This window comes from Ruminococcus sp. AM31-15AC (assembly GCF_003462045.1).
In the GTDB taxonomy this organism is placed as follows: domain Bacteria; phylum Bacillota; class Clostridia; order Oscillospirales; family Ruminococcaceae; genus Hominimerdicola; species Hominimerdicola aceti.
Genome location: NZ_QTYG01000032.1, coordinates 1 through 25916, shown reverse-complemented (window position 1 = coordinate 25916; position 25916 = coordinate 1). Strand labels below are relative to the sequence as shown.

Below are 25916 nucleotides of genomic sequence, written 5' to 3'. Positions count from 1 at the left end.
ATATTTTCACGCCTTATGCCCTCCGACCTGACCGTTGCGCTCGATCGTCGTAGCGCCCTCCTCAAAGTTCATACCTTTCAGAATAGCGTTCTTGCCGTACTTCTTTTTGATTTTCAGCATGGCTTTCTGCATATTCTCCTCACGTTCAAGCCGCTTACTTTCTTCTTCCCTCTGTTTTTCAAGAGCCGCATAATCCGTAAACAGGTCAAGCTGTTCATAGCTTTCTTCGTCAGCTATGGATTGTTCGGGGACAACATGATTTGCAACCACATACATTCTCCGCACCATAAGACTTTTGTCAACTATTTTGTCATACAACTCCGAAACCTTATCAAGAATTAATTTAGTAGACGAAGTGAACCTTCCGATATTTATTGAGCCGTGAGCCGATTTCGGAATTTTCCGTCCGTAACGGTCTTTACTTACCGTACCCTTGTAGTTGTCGGGAACGCCCTCGTGATCGTAACCAACCGTCAGAACCATCTGATCTGTCACCAGCCCCTTGTCCACCAGATCAAGCACAAGCAGATCGGTCATTTCACGGACGATAAGCCTGCCTTTTTCAAAGCTGTATGGGCATTGAAGTACCTGTCCTGAACTGATACTGTTGTTTTCGGGCTTGTACGCTTTGATGTCTGCAATGGTACAAGGCTCCCAGCCCCATGCGTGATCTATAAGCAGCTCGGCGTTTACTCCGAACAGCTTGTACAGCAGATCCTCGTTGTATATTGAACACTCAGCAATATCGCCCATTGTGAACATATATCGTTCCTCAAGCTTTTTGGCATATCCTTGTCCAACCCGCCAGAAATCAGTCAGAGGACGGTGCGACCATAGCTGTCTGCGGTAGGACATTTCGTCAAGCTCTGCGATTCTTACTCCGTTTTCGTCGGCAGGGATATGCTTTGCCACAATGTCCATTGCGATTTTTGCAAGATACATATTTGTTCCTATTCCTGCGGTGGCGGTTATTCCCGTTTCCTGAAGCACCTCCCGTATCAGCTTCATTGTCAGCTCTCTTGCCGTCATATCGTAAGTGCTCAGATAACCTGTTGTGTCAATGAAAACTTCGTCTATTGAATAAACGTGGATATCTTCTGGAGCAATATATCGCAGATAGATGTTGTATATCTGCGTACTGACTTCCATATAGTGTGCCATCTGCGGAGGTGCGACGATATATGAAACCGCAAGTGACTTATCCCGTTTCAGTTCGTTATCGTCATAGGATTCACCTAACAGAAATCCTCTGCATTCCCTTTGGCGCTGATTATTTACTTGCTTGACTCTCTGCACTACCTCGAAAAGTCTTGCACGTCCGGGTATGCCGTATGCTTTCAGCGACGGCGAAACGGCAAGGCATATTGTTTTTTCGGTACGGCTTTCATCGGCTACCACGAGGTTTGTGGTCATGGGGTCAAGTCCACGTTCTGTACATTCTACCGAAGCGTAGAACGATTTTAGATCTATGGCGATGTAGGTTTTTTCAGACATTTTTGTTCTCCGTAAGTTCGTTTAGCAATGCGGAACAGCCCTCGTAAATATCCGCAAACGCAACATCAAACCGTCTGCTGTACCAAGGGTCTGAAACATCATCGTTTCTGCCTGCATATTCAAGCAGCTTGTGTATTTTGTTTTCGGGATCGTCTTTAAAAATACGTCTGATATTTCTCACATTATTAGAGTCCATAACCACAAACAGATCGTATCTATCGTAGTCGCTCTTTTTTAGCTGAATGGCATATTTTCCGTCGTCGCAATACACATTATGACATTTGAGTTCTGCTCTTGCAGGAGGATAAACAGGATTGCCGATCTCCTCCGTACTTGTTGCACTTGATGCGATCACAAACTGCGATGTAAGATTTTCTTTTCTCACAAGGTCTTTCATGATAAACTCTGCCATTGGCGAACGACAGATGTTGCCATGACAGACAAACATTATTCTAATCATATTATTCTCCGCTGTTACTTTTTAATGCCGATAACATTCATTGAATTTAATTGTATCCATTATATCATGTTTTCAACGATTTGTAAAGAAATACTGGCTTCAAGCCGCTATGTCATATCTAACTGTCAGTTGTTATAAATTCCTTTTAGTTTGTGTAAATTACCGAACAAATAATATATACTATTAGTCAGAGAATACAACTGTTAGTGAGGTAATATTATGGATTTGAAAACTGTCGGACAAAATATAAAGAAATACAGAATCGAAAAGGGAATAAAACAGGAAGCACTTGCTGAAATGGCTGATCTGACTCCGAATTATATCGGAATGCTTGAGAGAGGCGATAAAACTCCGTCGCTTAATACTTTGGTCAATATTGCAAATGCGCTTGGAATCACATCAGATATGCTTTTATGCGACGTTCTTAATGCAAGCTATGAAATAAAAAGCTCTCTTGTCCTGGATAAAATAAACAATCTTCCGCCAAAAGAACAAAAGCGTATTTACGCTGTGATAGAAACTCTGCTTGAATTTGCAGAATAATAAGCGTTTTTTTACAAAGTCTGTGCAAAACCACAGACTTTGTCTTATTTTTATTGACTTATTACTGTTTTCATGATATAATAACTAACAGTCATATAGATTACCATTAGTTATATAAAAGGAGCAGCATATTATGAATGTAATAAAACAGGTAGCCAAAATACATAACGTATCAGAGGAAGAGGTCAGACGTGAAATACAAGCTGTAATTCACGCTGCAATGCAGTCAAAAGATCCCCAGGTACAAAAACGCTGGGCAGAAATTTGTAAAAACGGAAAAGAACCTACTCCTGAGAAATTGATACGTTATTTAAGCCGCAAAGTATGCAGTAATTTAAATCAATAACAGAAAAATCCGCCTGAAAACAGACGGATTTTTTTATTTATCCGAATACCATATCCTGTATTCGATCATTTTCTGTTCCAGCTCCAGCTGACTTGCCGTACATTTTTGGTATATAGACATAGAGAGGCGCCGTCTGCCGAAGAAAAGCAGACGGCATTTATTTATATGAAAAATGCAACCGTATATGCGGTATGCACTTATTGATTTCTGAGTTTATCTCTTATGCTTATTTTCTATTTCTTTATTTTGCTCTATATCGTCATTTTGCTTGGCTGCCAAACATAATGCTGACGTAAAAAGCGTTATTGTTCCGCCAAATATACTGCCCAAGATAAACCAAAGCATTTACATTCCTCCCGGTCTATATTCAAATAAAATCCAGATATACACTGAGCAGTTCCGCATATTTTTCTGATTCATGCAATTTAATCAATGCTCTCTTTTCCGTAGCATATATACTTTGCTTCGATAAATTGAATTTCTGTGCAATTTGCTTTATTGCGCATTTACGGCGGTTAATTCCGTATCTCATATTCAGAATGATCTCATGTTTATAAGGCAGACTTTACATAGCTTCGTTCAGCAGATCGTTAAACTCAGGCGTACATATCTTTTTGAGCATAAGTTTTTCTCCGTCATAGCCGACTTTAAGTTCTGATATTTCATATCGTGAGAAATCATTGTATTCAAATATATATTTTTGAAGTCTGTTTTTTATATCGGAAGACATTGAAGACATTAAAGTAACCTTCTTTATATTATGTTCCGCTAAATCTACGGCTCGCTGTGCTGCCACAGACACGGCTTCTGAAAACAGCTCGTCCAAAGGCAGTCCGCTCTGCTTTGCCGCTGCCAATGAATACATCAGCGCTTTTTTCATGTACAGCTCAATATATCTTTTTACTGCGGACATATCTCCGCCTTTAAGTCTGTCGACGGTATTTTTTATTTCTTTATTTGAAGAAGAAATATTACGTACATATTCAATTACGCTTTGCATTTCCGGGCAGATAGCTTTGCAATGATCATAAATTTCTTCATAATTTATTTTATCCAAGCTGCGTCACCCTTACTTGCAGATTTCTACAGTAAAATTACCGTCGTTATCAACTCTGAGCCTTAACGTCTTTATATATCTGTCGTAGAAATTTTCCATTTCCTTTTCGCTTGCGCTGATCCTTGCTTCTTCATAAATTTTCCTTACCAGTTCCTTTCCGTTTAGGCTGATGATTTCGGGCAGATATTTTTCAAGACAGCTGAACAATACCGCTTTTTTCAGTTCTTCAATATTACCCGAACAGAAGTCGTCTATGGAGCAGTAGTAAATATTATGCTCCGACAACGCTCGTTTGATAGCCTGTCCGCATTTGGAATGTTCATACATTACCAAGAACTCCGCTTTTGTAAGGGTTGATATGAGTCCCCAGTAATCGGAATCGCTCGATACTAAAATAAAGGACGTTATATTATTTTCATAGTAATCGGTACACACTCCCGCCGTCATCTTTATATCTACCAATGATTTCTGATCGGTGACCCGGTTGACTTCTATGTGTTCTATCGGTATTTTAGTGAATTTTTCAAGCCAGTCCCATCCGCTTGTCGTATGATAATCGTCATATAAAACTATTTTTTCTATTTTCGATAATTCATCCTGATTGAGATTTTTCAGAACGCTGTACAGCTTATATACGTCCGAATTTTCGCAGTCGACTGCAATTGCCGTTTTGTAGCTGCGGTCAATAAAATCATATATATTATTTTTTGTTTCGCTGTGAGCGTCCTTGTATTTTGTAAAATCGGTAAAAATATCGTTATGCTGCCTATATATTATACCTAAAAATTTACCGTCCGTATAAAGTATGCTGCCGTGATCTTCGGGTTTCCAATGAATATACATCTGAAACGGATAGTATTCTATATTTTTCATATATATGTTGAATTCACTTTTAAGAACGCCTTTTTTCGTATACTGAGGTATTACAAATAAATCCTTAATATAGTTCCAGTTTACCCAATCGGGGAACAACTCGAAGCAGTTATCAATATTTGCGCTAATAAGCCCTGCAAGGTCAAGCATATATTTTTCAGAGCGGTAATTTGGTTTTATTATCTCAAATCCCCATTTTTCAAGCTGCTTTATATTATCCTGATCGTAAAAGTCCATACTGTTGAGATTTTTCAGATTAAACCTCATTTCATCGTCGGTCTTTTTGAATTTCTGCATAAGCGTTGTACGAAGCTTACACAAATACCTGATTATCGAAGTTTCCTTATTGACGTACAAAGTCTGCAAAAGTTCGTGATACTCTTCGCCGAAGCATTGCTCCAATATATTCTTTTTCACACCGATCATATATCCGATAGTTGTTACTATTTCTTTGGTGTCTACTGTCATATGCACCGCTCCTTTCTGTTAATTATTATATCAAAAAAATTATATGATTACAACTCCCATAGTTTTCTTATTTCCTCGTTACGTTTTAATTTTCTGAGGGCTTTTTCTTCGATGCTTATTATTCGTTCTTTATCTACATAAAACATATCAGCAATTTCCTTAACCGAATGCTTTCCGCAAAGGCTTAATCCATATTTCAGCCGAATCACTTTCTGTTCTCTTTCGGTCAAGGCGCTTATAACGTTTTTAAATGTTTCCTTGACATTCTTCCAATAAATACGATCAATAATATATTTTTCTCCGTTATAAGCAATGTTATGCCTGTGTTTACAGTAGTCCTCGTAGGAAATGGGCGGTTCGGTATAGTAAAGAGCCAATTCCACCTCTTTCAGCTTGAGCCCTGTTACCTCGCTTATTTTTTTAGACATATAGTAATATGAGTCCGAACTGTATTTTTCCTTTTCGGCTTTTACTATCTCTACGGTTTGGGCAAACTGCGCAGGCAAGGGGATATAACTGCTGTTCTGACGGATATATGCGTTAATACCTTGATGGATTCCCGAAATAATATAGCTTGAAAACAATCTATTCTTTTGAAGATCGTATCGTTGGACATATTCAGCAAGTCCTATCACTGCCTCGGAAAATATTTCGTCCAACGGCAAAGAGGTTTTCTCGGCTGCATCGAGTGAAAATCTCAACGCTGTACGCAAATACATTTCAATCATTCTGTTTGTGGCTTTGGAATCACCGTTTTGTTTTCGCAGATACAATTCCTTATATTCGTTTGCTCTTGGCGGATTTATATGACTTATTTGTTCTACCAAATTCCTCATATCGGGACACAATTCTATACATCGTTTATATACTTCATTGTAACGCTCATCAATTCTTTTAAACGCTTTCACTTCCTTTTTAGCTGAGTCAATATTCATCAAATTACTTCCTTGATATGCATTTTCATTTATTTTCGGGTATAATATTTATGGTTGAAGTACTTTTTCGCATATTCAGTTACTATCAGCAAAAGGCAAGAAAACCCACGCAAATACGCAGGTTTTCTATTGTTTTGACTGTAAATTTGACGGTTTAAATCATGCCGAAAAATTCAGACGGCTCACGTATTTCCTCTTAATTTCGGCAGAAGAATGCACATAGCGGTTCATGGTAATTGAAACGTCAGCGTGACCGAGCAGCTCGCTTAATGCTTTTGGATCAAACCCCTTTTCAACGCACATAGTTGCATAGGTATGTCTGAGCGAATGGAAATTCATATCACGAATTCCGCATTGTTTAAGAACTGACTTGAACCTGTTCTGCATAGTTCTCGGTTCAACAGGTGTTCCGTATCCGGATAAAATATATGAATGCGCCGAACCTTTGAATTTAATCAGCTCCTTACATACAAATTCAGGTATTGGCACATCACGAACGGATGTGACGCTTTTTGGTGAACCTACAACGATCTCCGTCGTACCGTCATCATAAGAGATACGCTGAATCGTCTTGGTTACGCTGATCTGTTCATTTTGGAAATCGATATCCTGCCATTTTAAGGCGCAGAGTTCTCCAATACGAAGTCCGGTATACAGGCAAAGCAAGATACCTATATTGGTTCTATCCGGATTATACATAAGATACTGTTTAAGTCTTATTCTTTCGTATTTGTCCAAAACAGCCTGCTCGTCGCTGTTTTTCTCTATTATTGGCAGCTTAATGTTCTCGGCAGGATTTGAAAAGTTATACTCATTATGAGCATAGCTGCATACCGATTTCAGAACAACGATCACATCTCTTACAGTCTTAACCGAAAGTCCTCCGCTGCCGTCCTCTCTGCCCGATACGAGCAGTTCGGACATATATCTGTTTAACATTTGCTTGGTAAGCGCGGTATACCGAATTCCCCCAACTCCGGATAAATATGATTATTGAGCAGATTACGGTAACTTGTATAGCTTGCCGCTTTGACCGTCAGCTTTTTCTCAGCAAGCCATTGCTCTGCGATATCCCTGACAATCATTTTATTTTTAGACTGTTCCTGTGTATTCTTTCCCGAATAGACCTGTGCCATTTTCTCCTTGACCTCGGCAAGGCTGTGACCGTAAACGTGGCGGTATTTCGTCTTTCCGTTTTCTTTATATCCAACAGATACCCTGCCTTCAAAGCGGCCGTCCTTGCGTTTATAGATATTACTTCCTCTTTTAGCCATTAACATTCCTCCAATCTGACTGATTTTCTGACGGTTTATTTTTTAGTTTTCAGTATTTTTTTGCGCATTTTATGATTTTTTCTTCGAAAAAAGGTTTACATTAATTTGAATTTGTGATATAATAGTATCTAAATCAGCATAAAAACAAGCTAAAATATGTTTCGCATAGTAACTGAATATGCGAAATAAAGGCGCGTACCTCCGAAAGTACGCGCCTTTTAAGCTATATATACTTGGTATTTTTTAGTCTGACGGTTTAATTTCTTATTTGTATAAAAAAAGCGACTTCACCGATGAAGCCGCTTTTTTATATTTAAGCTTATTTAATTCGCTGGATTAATCTTCTAAGATGGTCTGCGTAAACTCAGCTGTATCAGCATTTACAGTTCCGATAATTCCGTCAGCAAATTCAAATGCAAATAACTCAGAATTAAAGTTCTTGATTGTAAGAACGTCCTCGCTGTCATTGATAGAAATTATCAGATAACCGTTTTCATTAATACTGAATGTTATCATATCCAACGTAATCTCGTTGAGAACGATCTTGTTTTCACCGTCATTATCTTCAACAATATCTGATCCGTATCCTATTCCGAATATGTATGTGTCGTTTCCGTTGCCGCCATATAGATAGTCGCTGCCAACACCTCCGTCCAGAACATCGTTTCCTTCTCCGCCGTTAAGCGTATCATTTCCTCCGTCACCGTGAATGACAACACCGTTATCACTCCATGCGGACATCCAGTCGTCATATTCTGTTGCGTGTACCTGTTTCAGCGGATTTTCTTCACTGTCATATGCATATCTTGTTCCGTCTGCAAAGTTCACATTGAAATTTCTGTTATCCTCAAATGTAAAGTAACCCTGAATGATCAGCTTGTCCTCAATACCTCGAATGTAATGGTAAGATCATTCCAGTTTGTTCTGTAAACTGTTATCATATCCGCCGAAATACCGCTGCCGAATGAGATCGTGTTGACGCCCTCGCTGTCGCTGATGGTATCTGTGCCGTAACCGATATTAAAGATGTATGTATCATTTCCTGATCCGCCATATAGATAATCGCTGCCTTCGCCTCCGTCAAGAATATCGTTTCCGCCGCTTCCGTAAAGCTGATCGTCTCCGATACCTCCGTACAGCTTATCTGCGCCGTTTCCTCCGTTAAGGCTGTCGCTGCCGTTTTCTCCGATAAGAGTTACACCCCTGTCGTCCATAGCTGCGATGTAATCGCTGTTTTCAGTTCCGTAAATAGTCCTCAGAGGACTGTTGGACGCGGTTGCGTGAAGCTTAGAACCGCCGTTAAACGTAAGATAGAAATTTCTGTTTGCCTCGGAAGTGAAGAATCCCTCGATCACAAGCTTATCATCAGAACCCTCAAAGGTAACGGTAATATCGTTCCAGTTTGTACGGTAAGCCTTTATCTGATTTGCTGAATATCCGTAAATCTCAATAGTATTCGTCCCTTCGCCGTCGTCGATAGTATCTGTACCGTAGCCTTTTTTGAAAATATATGTGTCGTTGCCTGCGCCTCCGTAAAGGAAGTCATTGCCTTCACCGCCGTCAAGAACATCGTTTCCTGCGTTGCCTGTAAGTCTGTCGCTGCCCTTATCTCCGTAGAGAAAGTCGTTTCCGTTGCTGCCTACAAGCTGATCGTCGCCGTCCTGACCGAGTTTTGTAATGCCATCCTCATAAATGGAGATCATATACTCGCTGCCGTCAGTGCCGTAAATAGTTCTGAGAGGACTGTTCTGATCTGCTGCTTCTACGACAGTTCCGTCGGCAAATACAAGTGTGAAGTTTCTTGCCTCCTTGCTGATGCAGTAATTCTTAATGGTAAGAGTATCCTCAAAGCCGTCAAAGGTAATGAGAATATCGTTCCAATTGGAACGGTATGCCTTGATGCCTCCGGCGATGAAACCGTCTCCGAACATAACAGTGTTAACACCCTCACTGTCCATAATGGAGTCGGCGCCGTATCCCGGCTTGAAGATATATATGTCGTTTCCGCTGCCGCCGTCAATGAAGTCATTGCCTGTTCCTGCGTCAATTATATCGTCTCCGTCTCCGCCGTTAATGTAGTCGTCTCCCGAACCTCCGAAAATCACGTCGTTTCCGCCGCCTGCAAGAAGTTGATCGCTGTCTGAATCTCCGAGTATATACTCGTCCATGCCGGAACCGATTATTCTGTCTCCGCTTTCTCCGCCTGCGATAACCGTTTTATTCTCATTAACGATATAGTCGTAGTTTTCCGAACCCGAAAGGAACTCTTTTTCTTCTGCTGTAATGTTATCCTTAACGGAGATTTCCTCATCTCCTATACGAAGAACATAGTTATCGGGATTTTGCTTAAAGTCTGTGATTATGAGTTTATCGTCGGTATCCCTTATACTGATAACAACATCTTCGCCCACCGAATCGATACGAAGGTCTGCAAGAGAAACTTCGTTCGTGAGCTTGATAACAGAAGTACCCTCGGTATCGTTTATTACATCTGTACCGCAATTTTTGCCGAAAATATATGTATCGTCTCCGAAACCTCCATAGAGTAAGTCGTTTCCCTCGCCCCCGTCAATAATATCGTTTCCTGCACCGCCGTAAACAAAGTCGTTTCCGTTTCCTGCATAAATGGTATCGCTGCCCTCGTTACCATAGATAATGTCGTCACCCTTGCTGCCGTAAACGGTATCGTCACCGCCGAAAGCGTGCATAACCGAATCATCTACAACTGCCTTGAGGACATCGTCGCCGTTACCGCCGTAGATATGTCTGAACGGACTGCCCTTATCGGTAACGTGCATTTTAACTCCGTTAAATTCAAGATCGTAATTACGGTATTCCTCACCTTTGCGGAAATCCTTGATAACAAGAGTATCGTTTGTACCCTTTATTGTTATAGCTGCATCGTATTCATCTGTGCCGTTTACAAGAATATCGCTTGGTTTAAGTCCCTTGAATCTGAGAGTATTCAATCCTTCGGAGTCGATTATTGTATCGTTTCCATAGCCCTTTGCGAAAATGTATGTATCGTCACCAGAGCCGCCTTTCAGTGTGTCATTACCTGTTCCGCCGTCGAGAGTGTCGCTGCCTTCGCCGCCAATAAGTATGTCGCTGCCTGAATCTCCGTACAAGATATCGTTGCCTGCTCCACCACTAATAGCGTCGTTTCCGTTTCCGCCACGAAGGTTATCGTTACCACCTTCGCCAAAAGTGAAATCATTATTGTTGGTACCGCTATACGAATCATTAGCTTCTGTGCCAAGATATGTGTTACCTGATTTTGTTAATTCAACAATATCCGCATAATTCGCTGAATAGTGATTACTGTAATCAGTAAAGCATGATGTCCCGTTGATCTTATCATACGACTTGAGATAAACACCAAAGTCATATACTAAATAATCAATATTTTCTCCCTCAGCAGCTTTTTCATCAAATATATAATTTAAAAGCTCTAAGTTAAGATTTTTGTTGCCGTTCTCGTCCTCGTATTCGTAAACTGCATTCAAATAGCCGCCAAGACCACAGTACATATTAAGAATATTGTAATACTGATTTTCTATGTTTGTATATATATCCTTTAATATTGAAGCAGCATTAGAGTTCGGATTTGAACCTCCTACACCCTCAAAATCACGCCCCATAAACTGCTCGATCACGTGCAGATCTCTTGCGTCAATATTTCCACCTCGGCTGTTGATTGCGATGTTTTTGGAATCTGTGATTTTGTAAAGAATCTTTTTTAGATAGTAACGTTTCATTACTATATCCGTAGATTCGCTGAATTCATAGAACAATTCAAGTAATTCTCCGCTTTCATCATCATTGACAGCCTGAATTATATTAGGAACATTACCCGCTGTTACCACTCCGTCCTGCGTTGTATCAGATGAATTTACAGGGAACCAGAATTCGCTGATGTCCACAGTCGATACAGCACCGTTTTTGTTAATTGTAACGCTTGCCGATTCCGCAATACGTGTGCCTGTTTCTTCATCTACAATGCTGACTTCCGAATGTTCAAGGCTAATGGAAACAACGCCGGTTTCATTTAAAGTTTTAGTTCGTTTGATTCGGATTTTCCGTTATGGTTAGCGTCTATCCACACTCTTAGATTAGAAAAAGCAGCGTCATTATTATCGATTATTCCATCGCTGTTATCATCAAGTTCTTCAAGTGCTTCAAAGCCGGATGCGGATTTTGAACCGTCTTTAAGAATTACCTGATCTCCGAAACGCCCTCCGCTGCGGCGATTTGACGATAAGTCATGCCTTTGAAATAGTAAGCGTAAATTCTCCGATACTGATTTTCACCCAGCTGTTTCATTGCATTCCTGAGATTTTCTTCTGTCAGCATTTTAAGCACGTTATCTTCAACCGGATTCCTATCCGTATTTCTTATTTTCAAAAACGTACATTCTTCATCAGCTCCGTTTTCATAGTAACCTTCGCCATTGTGATAATTGCGGTGTCTATGTATTTCTCTGATCTCATTACGCAGATAATCGTTGTATGCCTCTGCCATGGGCTTAAATTCTGCGATGCTTAAAATGACCATGTGAGCAAGCTCGGGATGACTTAATGCAAAGTCAGGATCGTCAGTAACAACGATCCGGTTAGGTCCTGTGAAATTATCGTACAATCTGCCCGCCGGAATAAAGTAGTATCCTTTTTTCCTTATGATCTCAATTACATCGTCCATCCGTATTTTTCTGAAATCATTTTTCACTTTTCATTCCTCCGTTTTGATTTTTCTTGTCCTGAATCAAAACGAAGGCTTACGGATATTTGGCAATGCTGCATTGCCATGTCCTAAAAATGGGCATAAAAACAGACCCTCCCGCGGTTAAAGCAAAAAGGTCTGATAAGAAAAAGGAGTAAACTCAAGGCTTTAAAAGCTTTTGTTATACTCCGTAATCTATATTGTTGTTTATTTAATTGTAAACTTTTAATATATTCCTCTGCGGTTTTTAACTGCGCTTACTACACCGCAAATAATCAGAATGAATCCCACCAGACGCTTGGATTAAAAATACGTCATATTCTAATTATTTATCTCCCACTATTCTAACTTTTATTGGAGAATCACCTTTTTCGCAGAGTGTATATCCGCTAATATACGCTTTATTATCATATACATAGACGATGCATTTTTTTGATTTTAAAGCCTCAACATACTTAGCTTGAATTAGTGGGGTTGTTATTTTATCTTTTTCATATAAAACAATCAACTTATAGAAGTATCCTTCTCTTAAAGTACTTTTCCCTATTTTACCAACGATTCTTCCATCATACTGTTGTCCCCTTTGTGTACAGATTCTTTTTTTATATAACAAAATAAGCCCATCTGACAATTTGTATGAATTATATAGAATTGATAAAAAGGCTACTCCTAATATAGCATTGTCATTATGTCGATCGTGCTGAGTATAAAGAAAAACCAAAACAGCCAAAGATATCAAAATAAATAACAAATGGACATACTTTGTTTTTTCTGCGTAATAATATAATCGCTTCATACCGTATATGGCAGCAAATCATATTTATTTAGCAGATACCAATTATTCTCAGATTGATGAGTTGTATCATAAAAATTAGTCTCATAAGTTATCTCTTCATATATCTCTTCTTCTGCAATGACATCATATTCGACGTTATTTAAACCTGGCATTGGTTCTAACCATATCAATTGGGTTATTGTTGCCTCGTCAGCACATACATTGATGATTAAGTTCGAAGCATTTGGTAAAATAATTCCAATTGCCAGTGCAAAACATATAAGTCTTTTAAATAATCCTCTCATTTTCATATATAATATCCTCCTAAAAATTGTATTTTATGGGTTATTTGTGTTCGCCAAATAAAAAGTACATAGAAAGGGCTTCTATGAATTAAATATGAACGTGTTCATATTTGTCCATTTCTGCCTTAATTGTCTACAAGCATATAAGTGTAAGCTGGGTCAACAATGTGCGTAGCACAGGCGTTAGCCCTTGTTGTTGACGCAGTTTGCACTTATATGCTACAATCTGTCAAGGCAGATAATAAATTCACAATTAAGCTTTTCAACTATGATATTTGCGAGCCCTTTTTATGCATTTTCTAAAGACCATAAACAGTTATTAAATATCCACCCCATATGACCTAAGAATCCCGATATTTTTTTCTTTTCTTCGTCTTATTTCTGCCATGGTTTCATCATGCAGTTGTTTATTATTGAGAATATTACCTATATATTCTTTCCTCTCTTTGCTGCTTTGCTTAATATCTTCACATGATTTGACATAGTCAGCTTCTGTAAAACCGTTTATATTGTGTTCTGCTTTATATAATGCACGTTTAATTGCATTTTTCGCTCTTCTGTCGGCAATTTCATATGGGTCGTCAAGCTCAAAACAAAATAACCCGTCGCGATCATCAATATGCCTGTAAAACTGTACATCAGGTCCAAAAATATCGAGCCCGGAAAAATAAAAAGTATAAAGATAATCTATCACATCACTCAATGTTTGTACTTTTTCAAATTCCGGCAAAACCCACTTTTTAACTTCGTTTAACGCTCTTTCAAATGCGTTTATAATACTTTTGCTTTCAAATTTTGGGAATCCAAAATTCATTATGTTACTTCTGTACTTTCCGTCATAATCATATACGTGACTACGTTTGTAGAACTCCGAAATGCCGATCATCCAATTGCAATTCATTCTCGGACTGCAATTAAGATTAATTTCCGATCTGTATATAGTAGCAATTCCAGCTGTTATATTAAAAACATTTTCGCTTTCTTTCTTCAAACCGATGATTTGAATAAAGCTGTTATCAACAAAGCGTATATAATGCGGATATTTGGTTTTTGCCTTAACAAACCCCAACGGTTCAAGAGCTTCACCAAAAACCTGTTTAAAAGCCGCATTTAAAGTAAGCTTTTTCTTGTCGACCTTGGAATCAGTAATTTTCTTTTTGAAAAACATCGGAATAATATTTGTATCCTCGTCCGCTTCGCTTTCAAAATCCTCATAATCCGAAACCATATATTTCGGCTCGATTCCCAGCACGGAAGCTGCTTCGTACAAAGCGTCCTCAACAAAGACTTCGTTCTTGTTCCATATTTCAGAGATCTGTTCCCACGTTTTTCCCGGAGCTAAAATCGGCTCCCAACATTCACGTCTGCCTTTCGGCGAATGTTCTTCGTCAAACTCGGAACGTCCCACCATCACCGTATCGTGGACATCAGCCCCGGTATGCAGTTCAATATACGTCCAGTCGCTGTCTACAACATCCATGCTGAAACTGCTTGTTTTCATTTCCGCAGCTGTCTGTTTGGCGTCGTCCTTGACCTGTTTGGGATTGTCCCTGTACTCCTTAGAAGCAAGTGTTACCCATTTGCCGCTTTCTGAAAAAGCAAGAATATAACTTACGCTTGATTCTTTCTCAGAGCATGGCACAAGACTTCGTTTTTTCATTACATCACAAAATGCTTTTAAAAACTGTTCTCTGCTGCCGTTATTCTTTATTTGAACCAATGAAAAAAATCTGCCCATAAATTCCTCCTTAAATCCTCGAATATTATATGAATTTTGTTGATCAAACTCCGTCAAAAAATACCATAAACAATGTCATTTGTCTATGGATATCTGAAATACGGTCATAAATTCGGCGTAAGCGGTCATATTGACTCAGAATTTGTCGTAAAAAAGGAAACGGCGGACAAAAATTTGTCCGCCTAATATCAAACAATATTACCGTTGATCCCTACGTAAATATCCACTAAATTGCTGTTATTAATGTAATAGTAAAAATCTGTTATCGGTTGATAACACTTCCGGGATAAATATGTTTGCATTTTCTTACGTGAATTTTTTAACGTGTCATAAGTTCCGGAGTGTCTTGCTCTCACTGCGTTGAAAAGCATAAGCTGCGGCTTATAAACATAAAACTCGTTGCTTTTAAACTCCTTGCTGACAGGAACAAAAAATTCAAGGTCAAGTATTGTTTCATCCGTTCCATAGGTATTTTCTTTCAGAGAAAAAATGATATTTCCTGTCCGTTCCATTTCAAGAAATTTCAGACTTTCCAATATATGCTCGATCAACTTATCAAGTTTACTGTATGTTGATCTTGTCCTATATGACAGCAGCGATTCAACAGATAAATATTGCTTTTCAATTATTTCCATAACTATCTCATCCTATTACTTAAAAATGATCTGCCAGATGTATCTCCACATTTGATATCCCTCCCCGTTTTTTCATTTCGGGGGTAGTATAAATCTTTTTATTCAATTCGTCTACAGATATCTGAAATACGGTCGTAAATTCGGCGCGAGCGGTAGTTTAAGCGTGATTTTATTGTAAAATTTTACTTGATATTTTAATAGTTCTATGTTATAATTAAAAGCAAAGGGAGGCGAAATTATGAAGATTGCCGTATGTGATGACGAAATAATTTTATATGAAGAATTATATACGCTTTTAAACGAATATTCCACATTAAAAAAAGAGCCGATTTTAACTACATATTTTAAAACCGGATATGACCTTTTATCAAGTACTGAGAAGTTTGACATTATATTTATGGACTATCAGATGGACGATATTGACGGATTGGAAACATCCAAACATCTGCGATTAAAAAATTCAGACGTTACTATTATTTTCCTCACCGCATTTCCTAAAATCGTTTTTCAGTCCTTTGAGGTAAATACGTTTCGTTTCCTTTTAAAGCCGATAAAAAAAGAAGATCTGTTTAAATCTATCGACGATTATCTTGATTCTGTCAGAACAGATGATTTTCTCATATTGAACACTAACGACGGTTCGTGGAAAGTCAGGTTATCTGAAATTATTTATGTCGAATCAAAAGACAAGCACACTATAATACGAACTGTTGACAATCAACTTGAATGCTGCCGATATATGCAGGAGATTGAAAAGATGCTTCCCAAAGACCGATTTACACGTTCTCACAGGTCATGTATAGTAAGCTTTCTCCACATAAGAAATCACGATAATAAAACTATCTATTTTGATAACAACGAACGTGCTTCCATAAGCAGAAGGTATCTGACCGATTTCAAAAAAGCTTTTCAGGAATACATAGTAAGATATAACACAAAGGACTGATATAATGAACACTGTAATCTCAAATGCCGTCTTTATTATCTCGGACTTGCTTCTGCTTGTTAACCTGATTCTCATAAGCAAATCTGCTGATTTGGAAGAATTTAAACCCAGTTGGATTAAATCGCTCTCCGTATCGGTTGTTCATGGAAGTTATACTCTGATTTTCAGTTCATATTTTGCAGAATCATCAAAATTCATGATGACAGTACTGCTTGCCGTATATTATCTGCGTTTTTTGGTTTTTCCGTTTATCTTCACTAAAAAAATAAGGTTTATTTCATTCTATATGCCTTTGCTGCTGATATCCTTGGATTCACTCATGCAAAGCTGTGCCTTATGGATATTTAAGCTTACAGCCTCGAATTTAAACGAATTGACAATAAACAAGGTCACTTCAATGATATTTCAGCTGTTTGTTCTTGGCTTGATTTGCTTTTTATATAAAAAAGAGCAGTTTAAAAATTTAAGATTTGCATTTAAGTCAACGTCTAAAGCGGTGGGAATATTGATGCTTTTATGTGTCTTTATTATGGAAGGAGTCGTTACGCTTATTTCCTTTGAAACAGACAATATTTCTGTTCAAAAGGGATTTTCAGAATTCTTCCTACTCATTTTAATGATAGTAATGTTTGCAATCATGTTTCTGCTGTTTATAAACAGTATGTCAAAAAAGTATTTTCAAGACACATCTGATCTGCTTTTAAAACAGATAGATACTCAGCTCCGACATTATAAAGCCTTAGACGATATGAAGAAAGAATTTCATTCTTTCAGACACGATTACATTAATCATATGCAATGTGTATCAGCTTTGATCTCATCAAATAAGAACGAGGAAGCTGTTCAGTACATAAATAAATTATCTAATTCCAAAACCATGACAGAAAAACCGTATGAAAGCGGAAATAATATTTTAGACTCAATCCTTACAGAAAAAGCTGAGTTTGCAAAGGAATGCGATACAGAAATATGCTTGGACGGTTTGTTTACGCACGATTTTGATCCCATCGATCTATGCGTTATTTTTTCTAACGCTCTTGACAATGCCATAGAATCCTGCGGTAAGATCGGCGGACATAAAGTAATTGACATAAAACTGAACATACAACAGGGATATCAATTTATTTCAATCAGTAATCCCACAAATGAGGAAAATGACGATCTTAAAACAACCAAAGACGATAAAATACATCATGGGTTTGGTATTAACAATATACGAAATTCTGTTAACAAGCATAACGGAACTTTTGATATAAATAACGGCAATGGTTTGTTTTGTCTTAATATTACTCTTAAATTATGAGATATTTATATATAAAAACAAGGAGTGTTTCACACAATATACTCCTTGTTCTTTTACTACTTATCGTTACCGCATTTATGACGGTTGCCGGATTGCTTTTTATTGTTTCTGCTCTCGCCGTCCAAAGCGCTTTCAGCCATTGTATGACCGCCTTTGGCTTTCATCTTTCTGACTTCTTTGGGATCAAGCTGTGAATCCTTTGACATTTTATCAACTCCAATCTGTAATTAGTATATGCGTCTTTTCAAGTAATATTATCAATACATTCCTCCGGTGACTTATCTTCTCTCAGCCCCTTAAAAACAGGCTGCCGCATACCGCCGCTTTCGGTTTTCATCATATATTTTACTGTACATACAAGTTCGGGAGTTACCCATACAGCATTTTCATTGCCTTTCGGAATTTCAGAAAAAGGACAATCTGTTTTATTTAAAGTCTTTATTCTTCTGAATGGTTCTCCGCCAACTCCCAGAGTAACATGACCCTTGTAAACAAGCTGACCATTACTGTACTGTCCGAGGATAATGCTGTTCATACTGTTTTCTTTCGGAACATAGCCCAAAACTACGAAATCATCGTCCTGCAAATACTTAATTTTGATCCAGTCCTTAGTCCGCTTATCAAAGTAATACTTGCTGTCCTTACGTTTCGCAACGATACCCTCCAATTCCTGCTGTTCGGCAAGGGCATAGAATTGGATACCGTTTTTCTCAATAAACCTCGATACTGCAAATCTGCCGTTTTCCGATATTACCGCTTTCTGTAGAAGTTCTTTTCTTTCAGTCAGCGGCAAGTCCGTTACCTGTCTGTTCTCATAATACAGAATATCAAACGCAGTAAAACATGCAGGATATTTCTTCGCCGCCATATCTATCTTTACGGGATTGCTCATCATACTGCGTTTCTGTATTTCAAAAAAATCCGGTCTGCCGTCCTTAATGACCGCAAGCTCTCCGTCCAGAATACAGCGGACATTCACATTCTTATGAATTTCTGCAAGCTCCGGTACTTTCGGCAGCATTAAGATATTTCGTTTGTTCTTCAGAATCGTTTTGTCTCTGTCAAGGTATGCGATACAGCGTTCGCCGTCAAGCTTTAATTCGTAGATATACTCATCGCTGTCAAAGGGTTGTCCCTCTGTGCCGATCAGCATCGGTCTGATATTTTTTGTTTCCCAGATATCAGTCATTCTTTACGCCTGCCTGGGCAAGACTTTGCTTGAGAGCCTCCATAATGTCAATGACATTGACCTGAACATCGGGAGTGGAGGCAACAATATCCTTGCCTGCGATCTTCTGTTCAATGATTTCACGCAGCTTGAACTGATATTCGTCCTTGTATAAACTCGGCTCAAAATCCTTGACCATTGTGTTGATCAGCGTTTTCGCCATAGTCAGTTCCGCTTCGTTTAATTCGGGATGTGCAGGCTCTTTCGGAACTTGCTTTACCTCGTCGGCGAAAAACATGGTTTCAATCAGTATACCGTCGTCTGTAGGAATAAGCGTAAGCAATTTTTCCTTTGTACCCATAACGGTTTTGGCGACAGCGACCTTATTCTCATCTTTCATTGCTTTACGAAGTAATTCAAACGCCTTATCTCCTCCGGCTTCGGGAACTGCGTGGTACGTCTTATCATAATAAATAGGGCGAATAGAATTCAAATCAGTAAAATGCAGGATATGAATAGTCTTATCCTTTTCGGACTTCGCCTTTTCAAAATCCTCATCTGTCATAATCACGAACTTATCCTTGTCGTACTCAAAGCCTTTTACGATATCCTTTGATGAGATCTCCTTTCCGCAGGATGCGCAAACCTTTTTGTACTTTACTCTGCTGCCGTCCTCTCTGCAAAGCTGATTGAAGTGTATATCGTTATCCTGCGTTGTCGTATACAAACCGACAGGAATATGGACTAAACCGAATGAAATTGCGCCTCTGTGTGATACTGCCATTGTAAACGCCTCCTTTTTCGTTAGTATATCCGTTCCATAACAAGAAATACTAAAGGACTATCAGTTAATATGATTGCTCATAACTCTGCGACTGATCATCCTTAATTCCGAGCGACTGTTTCTTCCGATGTATCATTCTCCGCAGCCTACTGTCCACCGTCCGTCTGACTGCCTTATACTTCTGAGTATAGTCCTCTTCAATGCACCTACTAAGATTTGCGAATAAACCAAAGATTGTATTTGCCAACATGGTATTCTCAAGATTGTCAAGGTGGTTAAGCATATTCTGAGCAACTTCGTTGCCGTTGTCTGCGGATTTAGTGAGCCACTCTACTGCTTTTGTCTTATCTTTCTCAAGTCCCTCTGCTCCGAAAAGATAAAGCCTGCCGAGCTGATAGCTTGACCACATATTCTTATCTGCGGATTTTTCAAAGCAGTCTACGGCTTTTAGAATATCATACTTTTCTTTTTGCAAATAAAGTATACCGAAAGCATACTGTGTGAATTCGTTATCTTCGGCTGACAGCAAATATTTCTCTGATTTATCCAAGTCCTGCAACACGATATCGCCCTTGAAATATATCTTGCCAAGCTTGTAACAGGCATAAGCGTCTCTGCTGTCGGCACACTCTGTAAGCATAGCAAGTCCTTTGTCAATGTCCTGATCTAAATGCTCACCCGAAATAAGTTCAAGGGCAAGAAAACGTTTTGCATTGATATTCTCAAGCTTTATTGCTTTTTCAAGTAGCTTTACAGCCTTTTCAATATCCTGTGGAATATTTTCTCCGAGCAGAAGCACCTTTCCGTACTCGTACAACCCATTCTTGTTATTCATTTCTTCAGATCGTTTGAAGTAATCTATAGCCTTATCCATATTGATGTCTGTTCCGAGTCCCTTTTTAAACATAGAACCAAGTTTGTAATATAGGTTATCATCAGCCTGATCCTTGCTTTCGAGTTCAAGAAAACCGGATAATGCGGCATTGTAATACCTTTGCGCCGTATCTTCATTTTGAGTAACATATTCACCCTTATTGTACATCTGAGCAATCGCATACGACGCATAAGGTTGTCCCTGTGCAGATGATTTCTGATACCACAAAAACGCCTGCGACAAATCTTTTTCCACGCCGTTTTCGTAGTAATACAAATTGGCGAGACTGTACTGAGCAAATTTGTTCCCCGCTGTTGCCGATTTCAAAAACCAATCAAATGCCTGTTTGTAGTCCTGTTCTGTACCTAACCCATAACAATGCATTTTGCCTATGCGATACCAAACGTAAGAACGCATATCTACAGGTTTCATGATTTGACCCTCATATTTCGGTTCGTAGGGAAACATAAAATCCGAATCGGGTTCTGTTTCCATAAATCCCTGTAATGCCTCTTTGTAATATGCAAATGATTTTTCTTCATCCTTTTCACCAAGCTTGTCGGTGGAATACAGCTTTCCTAAATCGTGAATAGCAAGAACATTGCCTGTCTGAGATTCTGAAAGCAGAAGTTGTTCTGCTTTTTTGAAATCTTCAAGCTTTGATTGCTTATTGTAAATCAGTTTGCAGGCTTCTTTGTACGAACTACTCCACTTTAAATAATATTTGCTTTGAGGAACATCATCAATATCAACCGTTACTGTATTTTCATCACTCCAAATGAAATCTTCGACTGTAAGATCATCGTTATCTGAAAATATTATATTATCATTTTCGGATTGCTCAGATTCATCAAACTGCGGAGATATTTCTACAGGCGGACTATCAGAGGTATCTTCGGATTGTTCGGTAGGTTCGGGTTCTTCGACTATAGGGTTATTCATATCAAGCACGGTTCTGATTATCATATTCCGCACGGGCTGAAAAACCTTATTGTCGGTAAGTGAAGGCAGTTCTTTTTCCTTTTGCGTATAGGTCTTGTATTTCAAATGCTCCAAGCTGCACCATTTTTCATAGAGCTGATGGACATTCTCATCTTTTGCAAGCTCCGAAAATATATTGTTGACCGTTTCCTTGACATCGGGAGGAAGATATCCATACACTTTTTTGCCTTTTACATTCTGTAACTGAGAATGTAGTTTAAGGATAAAATTTTCAAGCTGCGGATTGTCAAAACCGCCTTGCTGAATTTTTCTGACGATACTTTCAAACTCTGTTTTGGATACAGCTTTCAATTCGTCACGGCTTAAAGTCTGCTTCTGATATATTGACTGCAAATCGTCATGGAATATGTCATTTGCAAAGGCTGAACGTATCTGATCTATGCCCTTAGCGGTTAAAAATCCCTGCTTTGGATTCGTCGAATACACAAGCAGATGAATATGGGGATGATGAGCTGTATCATGAAAAGAGGCATACCATTTCAGATTGCAGAGTGGAATACGCTGCGATTTTGCAATGTCGGAAATATGCCTTTTCACAAGATCTCGCCATACCTCAGAGTTGTCATAACCAAGACGAACAGCGTCTTCTCTCCTAAGAGAAACAACGTGCGACCAGACATTGCCCTTGTGATTTGCAATTTCGTTTGCAACTCTGTCAAGAATGATCGGTTCGTCTTTTTCATTAAACAAACCGTGAGAGCCTCTTTTCTGAACTCCCGGTCGCATAGCCATGTAACCGACAAAGTTCTGTCGGTTTCCGATGATGTCTGCGTTACGCTCAATGATCGTACTGATAAGCTCAGATGCGTTTTCTACGGTAGGAGCAGCGATATAGTCCTCATACTCCAAATATTTTTTAGCTTCGGGAAAATCTGAAAGCAGATCACGAAGCAATTCTTGTTGGTTTTTGGTAGCGTTATCATTTCTGTCAATAGTATTTTGATCACGAACTTCAACTGTTTCACGGGTTGCGATATATTTTGTATAATTTCTTCGCTTGTTCTTACTTTTCTGTGTACCGCTTTTCAGGTAGCGGCTTGTGACGATTATTTGGGATTGAGGCATGCGATCACTTCCTTTCTGGGGATTGTTTTTTATTCGGTGATGTGGTATAATTTAAGTAATGTTGGTAAAAACGCACTGTGTTATAATATATCAAGAATCCAAGGAGGATGTTATGGGCTTGTTATCAAGAATAAAAAGCTTTCTGAGAGGACCTATCTACAGGATAAATAGAGAAGTCCTGGCAGATTATATGAATAATGAGATTCAGTTTTCGGTGGAGCATAATTTATCTGCCTGTGGAGAATTCTATTTATCACCATCAGAAGAGGGACCCGAGGAGCATATTATCACAACTAACAACGATGCTCCATGTAAATGTCCGATGGACTCAGAGAAAGACTTTACAGGCATTACGATTTACGCCAACAGAAGTTCTTATTACGATCCCGAAAAGGATGAGATTTATCACACTGTCGATGAATTTATACGATTCAAATTGGATGGATTTCCTGAATGGTTTATTTTCAGGGGTGAAACGTCAGAGTTGGATAAATACATGATAAAAAAACAGTTGGATTGAAATGATAAAACTATGTACCAGCCGTATCGCACCGATACGGCTTTCTCTTACTCTGACCTCTGATACCTCACAGCCTTTTCAAAATTAATGATACCATTGATCCGCTTAACTTCATCCGTACACATAGCACGAAGCTTGATCATCGTATCATCGTCAATGTCATGCACAGCCGCAAGCATATGTGATATTGCTCCAAGCTCAACAGCAACCTTAAACAAAGCACGGGACAACCTCTGTTCCGTGCCTTTCACTATTCCCTCTGTAAGCGTTGCTATCTGCGGAGCAAGATAATCCACAAGCTCCGGTTTGTTCTGCAAAAGATAACCGCAGTAAAATCTGATTGCCTTTTCCATAAACTCCGTGCGTGACGAGCAGTTATCCGACTTGTATAAAATATCAACCGTTTTCATTGTTTCAGGAAAAACATACAATGGAAACTTGATTTTTTCTGCTGTGACACCATCGTTTTCTTCTGCAATATCGGCATTTTTCTTTGCCTTTTGCACTTTTGACTCCATGATTTTCGCAAACCTCCTTTTTTGACTCCATTTTATCAAGGCTTGTAAAACCTCGCAAAATCGGCGAGCTTTGCTCGTCCGATGTAAATGTTTTGGCGGCTTTGACGCCAAAACTTTAACCAGCAATATATTAAATTCCCCTCAAACCCACCCGAAATCATCTGATCCCTGCCATTCTCAAGCTTTGCAACAAAACGCCCCAAATTCGCCCCAGCTGCCTTTAGGGTAAAGTTATCCCACCCATGCCGTGAAAACGCCACACGAGGGCACACGGTGCGAACCGTGGCGAATTACTGCTCGGATCGTTTCCCCGATTCGGCAGGAGCAGTGATCTTCTGCTTTCTCGCAGGCTTTCTGTCCGACATCATATCAATAAAATCTCTCACATTCTGCGGAACGACCTTGCCGTAAAGCTGATCCGCATACTTTTCAAGTTCCGCCGCAAGAGTTGTGTTTTTCTGCTCCAGATACATTTCTATTGCAGACAGCTTTTCCTCATTGACCGATATTGAAATTGACTTCTTCAAAGCAACATTCCTCCCATCTCAAAATCCCCCGACTCATCTTCTTCAAGTTCTTCATCAGAAAATTCTTCGCTGATATCTTCTGTAAGCTGCTGTTCCGACTTAACAGTAATAGCAGAATACAGTTCCTGACCCCTGCCTGAGATCGCTCCGTAGGAAGTGATCTCGCCCTCCTTGCGTCCCAGAACACTTTGACCAAAGTCGTGCAAGTCTATATCTTCCAGAACAGAATTATCAAAGTTTGTAGCAAGATTTTTCGTCAGATAAGCCTTGCCGAACTCGCTTTCATCGGAAACAAACATATCAAATTCGTACTCCGACAGATGTTCAATGCAGTCCATAGTATCGGAAATATCACATATTTCCTCGCTCTCTGTGACCGCTTTCAGCTTTATAAAATCGTGATTTGAAAGTTCTGACAGCCTTTGAGCAAGAACATTCAGTTCGTCAATTCTGCGCATATCGCCAAACGATTCCTCTGTGATCGAAGGAATAGCCGACTGAAAATCATAATAGACCATGTCCTGAACTCTGCCTATGCAAAGGTCTTTTGCAATGTCGTTCAGATTTTCTTTATCGCAAGGCAGGGACAGCCATTGGGCAAACTGCTCGGTGGATTCATCATTTGCCGGCGCAGGCGCGATCAGCAGACGGAAAAAGCACTTATCCGGCTCGCCGATCTCAATATTCATATCCGGTCTCTCATAGCAGGACGGTACACAGTAATAGCTGTCCGCAAACATACCGCCGTCACGCTCGCACATAATTTGTCCGATATGCTCACGGTCGAGCAGTTCCAACATCTCATCGGAACAGTCCTCCAATTCACACAGCATATCGTTCTCAATTGCCATTTCGCCGAGTTCGTGATAATCTTCGCAAGGGAAAGCAGGAACAGAATCCAGACCGTATGTCATCAAAAGCATATCGTCAAAGCTGCTTTCGGGATTGGCTTTCAGCAGACTTTTAAACGCCTCTGCCTCCGGATATTCCAGCTTTTCATACCTTTCGGCGAACAGGTTAAGCTTGTAAATATCCGCTGAAAATTCTTTACCACACAGGCTTTGCGGCAGCTCTGTGTTTCCAAATTCGGACAGTCTGAACAAAACCTCGCGGCTCTGAAACTTTCTCAGCCTGTCAAGCGTATCACGTATTTCAAATACACTCATTGGGAAGTCCTTTGCTAAAGTGTAATTGCCGTCTTTTAAATATATTTTCATTTAACATCACTCCGTTTCTTCATTTGATTCTTCTGTATTTTCTTCCGTCACATTATTGATTTCATTAATGGCGTTTAGAACCTCCTGCGGATAATCCACTCCCTCATAGGTGCACCAGCTTGTCCAGCTGCCATTTGAAACAGGCTCTTTAGTGACATATCCAAGAGTTTCTGAACTGTAGACGACTTCGCCGTTGCCGACATATATCCCGTGCTGACTTCCGTCAAACAGTCCTATTCCTGCGACGTCCGGCATAGTATCAAGACCGCCTTGCTCCGTGTAAACTAGCGTATCGTAATCGAAACCGAACATTTTGTCCGTAGGGTTGTAATTCAGATACCCAAGCATAAGTCCTGCGTTATCTGCGTAT

27 protein-coding genes and 1 pseudogene are annotated in these 25916 nt (G+C 39.4%); 5 read left to right on the top strand and 23 right to left on the bottom strand.

The genetic code is table 11. The features are described from left to right. Positions 1-6 precede the first annotated feature (6 nt). Together DW793_RS09690 and DW793_RS09685 are read right to left on the bottom strand one after the other, a co-directional pair. A complete protein-coding gene (locus tag DW793_RS09690) occupies positions 7-1494 on the bottom strand; it encodes a Y-family DNA polymerase (protein ID WP_118054570.1) in 1488 nt (495 codons plus the stop codon). Beyond that, complete coding sequence (locus tag DW793_RS09685; protein ID WP_117893383.1) at positions 1487-1954, bottom strand: low molecular weight protein-tyrosine-phosphatase; 468 nt, start codon at positions 1952-1954, stop codon at positions 1487-1489. The genes DW793_RS09690 and DW793_RS09685 overlap by 8 nt, the downstream gene beginning before the upstream one ends. Positions 1955-2173: 219 nt before the next feature. On the opposite strand from DW793_RS09685, the gene DW793_RS09680 reads away from it, so the two are divergent. After that, positions 2174-2497 carry a helix-turn-helix domain-containing protein gene (locus DW793_RS09680; protein WP_117865034.1) on the top strand — a complete coding sequence of 108 codons (324 nt, stop codon included), beginning with the start codon at positions 2174-2176 and terminating at the stop codon, positions 2495-2497. Between the two features lie 133 nt (positions 2498-2630). After that, positions 2631-2843, top strand: coding sequence for a sporulation initiation factor Spo0A C-terminal domain-containing protein (locus DW793_RS09675; protein WP_117865032.1), 213 nt, complete (start codon positions 2631-2633; stop codon positions 2841-2843). Between the two features lie 213 nt (positions 2844-3056). Here the strand turns inward: DW793_RS09675 and DW793_RS09670 are convergent, their stop codons facing one another. The 13 genes from DW793_RS09670 to DW793_RS09610 form a co-directional block, all read right to left on the bottom strand. Further along, entirely contained in the window at positions 3057-3188 is a 132-nt protein-coding gene (locus DW793_RS09670) for a DUF3789 domain-containing protein (RefSeq protein ID WP_117865030.1), read from the bottom strand. Between the two features lie 220 nt (positions 3189-3408). Next, positions 3409-3900 carry a hypothetical protein gene (locus DW793_RS09665; protein WP_117893389.1) on the bottom strand — a complete coding sequence of 164 codons (492 nt, stop codon included), beginning with the start codon at positions 3898-3900 and terminating at the stop codon, positions 3409-3411. A gap of 12 nt (positions 3901-3912) precedes the next feature. After that, positions 3913-5241, bottom strand: coding sequence for an NYN domain-containing protein (locus tag DW793_RS09660; RefSeq protein WP_118157849.1), 1329 nt, complete (start codon positions 5239-5241; stop codon positions 3913-3915). A gap of 47 nt (positions 5242-5288) precedes the next feature. Beyond that, the gene (locus DW793_RS09655; protein ID WP_117865024.1) at positions 5289-6176 is read right to left on the bottom strand and encodes a sigma-70 family RNA polymerase sigma factor; all 888 of its coding nucleotides are present in this window, start codon (positions 6174-6176) and stop codon (positions 5289-5291) included. Positions 6177-6335: 159 nt separating this feature from the next. Then, the gene (locus tag DW793_RS09650; RefSeq protein ID WP_118157847.1) at positions 6336-7115 is read right to left on the bottom strand and encodes a site-specific integrase; all 780 of its coding nucleotides are present in this window, start codon (positions 7113-7115) and stop codon (positions 6336-6338) included. After that, positions 7109-7450, bottom strand: a complete 342-nt coding sequence (locus tag DW793_RS09645; protein ID WP_181988336.1) for a hypothetical protein — start codon at positions 7448-7450, stop codon at positions 7109-7111. Before DW793_RS09645 ends, DW793_RS09650 begins: the two co-directional genes overlap by 7 nt. 336 nt (positions 7451-7786) lie before the next feature. Then, positions 7787-8278 carry a calcium-binding protein gene (locus tag DW793_RS09640; protein ID WP_118157843.1) on the bottom strand — a complete coding sequence of 164 codons (492 nt, stop codon included), beginning with the start codon at positions 8276-8278 and terminating at the stop codon, positions 7787-7789. A gap of 44 nt (positions 8279-8322) precedes the next feature. Beyond that, positions 8323-11373 (bottom strand): calcium-binding protein, encoded by a 3051-nt coding sequence (locus DW793_RS09635; protein WP_118157841.1) that lies wholly within the window; start codon positions 11371-11373, stop codon positions 8323-8325. A gap of 292 nt (positions 11374-11665) precedes the next feature. After that, on the bottom strand, positions 11666-12175 hold the full coding sequence (locus tag DW793_RS09630; RefSeq protein WP_118157839.1) for a sigma-70 family RNA polymerase sigma factor: 510 nt from the start codon (positions 12173-12175) through the stop codon (positions 11666-11668). 319 nt (positions 12176-12494) lie between these two features. Continuing rightward, a complete protein-coding gene (locus DW793_RS09625; protein WP_147342186.1) occupies positions 12495-12782 on the bottom strand; it encodes a hypothetical protein in 288 nt (95 codons plus the stop codon). 179 nt (positions 12783-12961) lie between these two features. Beyond that, positions 12962-13255 carry a hypothetical protein gene (locus DW793_RS09620; protein ID WP_118157837.1) on the bottom strand — a complete coding sequence of 98 codons (294 nt, stop codon included), beginning with the start codon at positions 13253-13255 and terminating at the stop codon, positions 12962-12964. Between the two features lie 313 nt (positions 13256-13568). Beyond that, positions 13569-14987, bottom strand: a complete 1419-nt coding sequence (locus tag DW793_RS09615; RefSeq protein WP_118157835.1) for a hypothetical protein — start codon at positions 14985-14987, stop codon at positions 13569-13571. A gap of 188 nt (positions 14988-15175) precedes the next feature. Then, complete coding sequence (locus DW793_RS09610) at positions 15176-15622, bottom strand: hypothetical protein (RefSeq protein WP_117865014.1); 447 nt, start codon at positions 15620-15622, stop codon at positions 15176-15178. 238 nt (positions 15623-15860) lie between these two features. Between DW793_RS09610 and DW793_RS09605 the strand changes: the two genes are divergently transcribed. Together DW793_RS09605 and DW793_RS09600 are read left to right on the top strand one after the other, a co-directional pair. After that, on the top strand, positions 15861-16568 hold the full coding sequence (locus tag DW793_RS09605) for a LytR/AlgR family response regulator transcription factor (RefSeq protein WP_118157832.1): 708 nt from the start codon (positions 15861-15863) through the stop codon (positions 16566-16568). A 4-nt stretch (positions 16569-16572) separates the two neighbouring features. Continuing rightward, on the top strand, positions 16573-17871 hold the full coding sequence (locus DW793_RS09600; RefSeq protein WP_117865010.1) for a sensor histidine kinase: 1299 nt from the start codon (positions 16573-16575) through the stop codon (positions 17869-17871). 56 nt (positions 17872-17927) lie between these two features. On the opposite strand, the gene DW793_RS14650 is transcribed toward DW793_RS09600, so the two are convergent. The 4 genes from DW793_RS14650 to mobP3 all read right to left on the bottom strand — a co-directional run bounded on the left by DW793_RS14650 (position 17928) and on the right by mobP3 (position 22764). After that, a complete protein-coding gene (locus DW793_RS14650) occupies positions 17928-18077 on the bottom strand; it encodes a hypothetical protein (protein ID WP_181982894.1) in 150 nt (49 codons plus the stop codon). Between the two features lie 38 nt (positions 18078-18115). Then, a complete protein-coding gene (locus DW793_RS09595) occupies positions 18116-19060 on the bottom strand; it encodes an ATP-dependent DNA ligase (protein ID WP_117940157.1) in 945 nt (314 codons plus the stop codon). After that, positions 19053-19823: a non-homologous end joining protein Ku gene (locus DW793_RS09590; protein WP_117893409.1), complete on the bottom strand. Its 771-nt coding sequence runs from the start codon at positions 19821-19823 to the stop codon at positions 19053-19055. Before DW793_RS09590 ends, DW793_RS09595 begins: the two co-directional genes overlap by 8 nt. A gap of 64 nt (positions 19824-19887) precedes the next feature. Continuing rightward, positions 19888-22764, bottom strand: coding sequence for a MobP3 family relaxase (gene mobP3, locus DW793_RS09585; protein ID WP_117940161.1), 2877 nt, complete (start codon positions 22762-22764; stop codon positions 19888-19890). Between the two features lie 112 nt (positions 22765-22876). Here mobP3 and DW793_RS09580 point away from each other — a divergent pair, with 112 nt between their 5' ends. Then, positions 22877-23284: a hypothetical protein gene (locus tag DW793_RS09580; RefSeq protein ID WP_117865002.1), complete on the top strand. Its 408-nt coding sequence runs from the start codon at positions 22877-22879 to the stop codon at positions 23282-23284. A gap of 47 nt (positions 23285-23331) precedes the next feature. Here DW793_RS09580 and DW793_RS09575 read toward each other — a convergent pair whose 3' ends face one another. The 4 genes and pseudogenes from DW793_RS09575 to DW793_RS14645 all read right to left on the bottom strand — a co-directional run. Further along, complete coding sequence (locus DW793_RS09575) at positions 23332-23802, bottom strand: hypothetical protein (RefSeq protein WP_242994602.1); 471 nt, start codon at positions 23800-23802, stop codon at positions 23332-23334. A gap of 290 nt (positions 23803-24092) precedes the next feature. Next, on the bottom strand, positions 24093-24329 hold the full coding sequence (locus tag DW793_RS09565; protein ID WP_117865000.1) for a DUF6103 family protein: 237 nt from the start codon (positions 24327-24329) through the stop codon (positions 24093-24095). After that, on the bottom strand, positions 24326-25546 hold the full coding sequence (locus tag DW793_RS09560; protein ID WP_118157828.1) for an antirestriction protein ArdA: 1221 nt from the start codon (positions 25544-25546) through the stop codon (positions 24326-24328). The genes DW793_RS09565 and DW793_RS09560 overlap by 4 nt, the downstream gene beginning before the upstream one ends. 6 nt (positions 25547-25552) lie before the next feature. After that, positions 25553-25916 (bottom strand): annotated as a pseudogene (locus DW793_RS14645) (hypothetical protein); the annotation flags it as partial.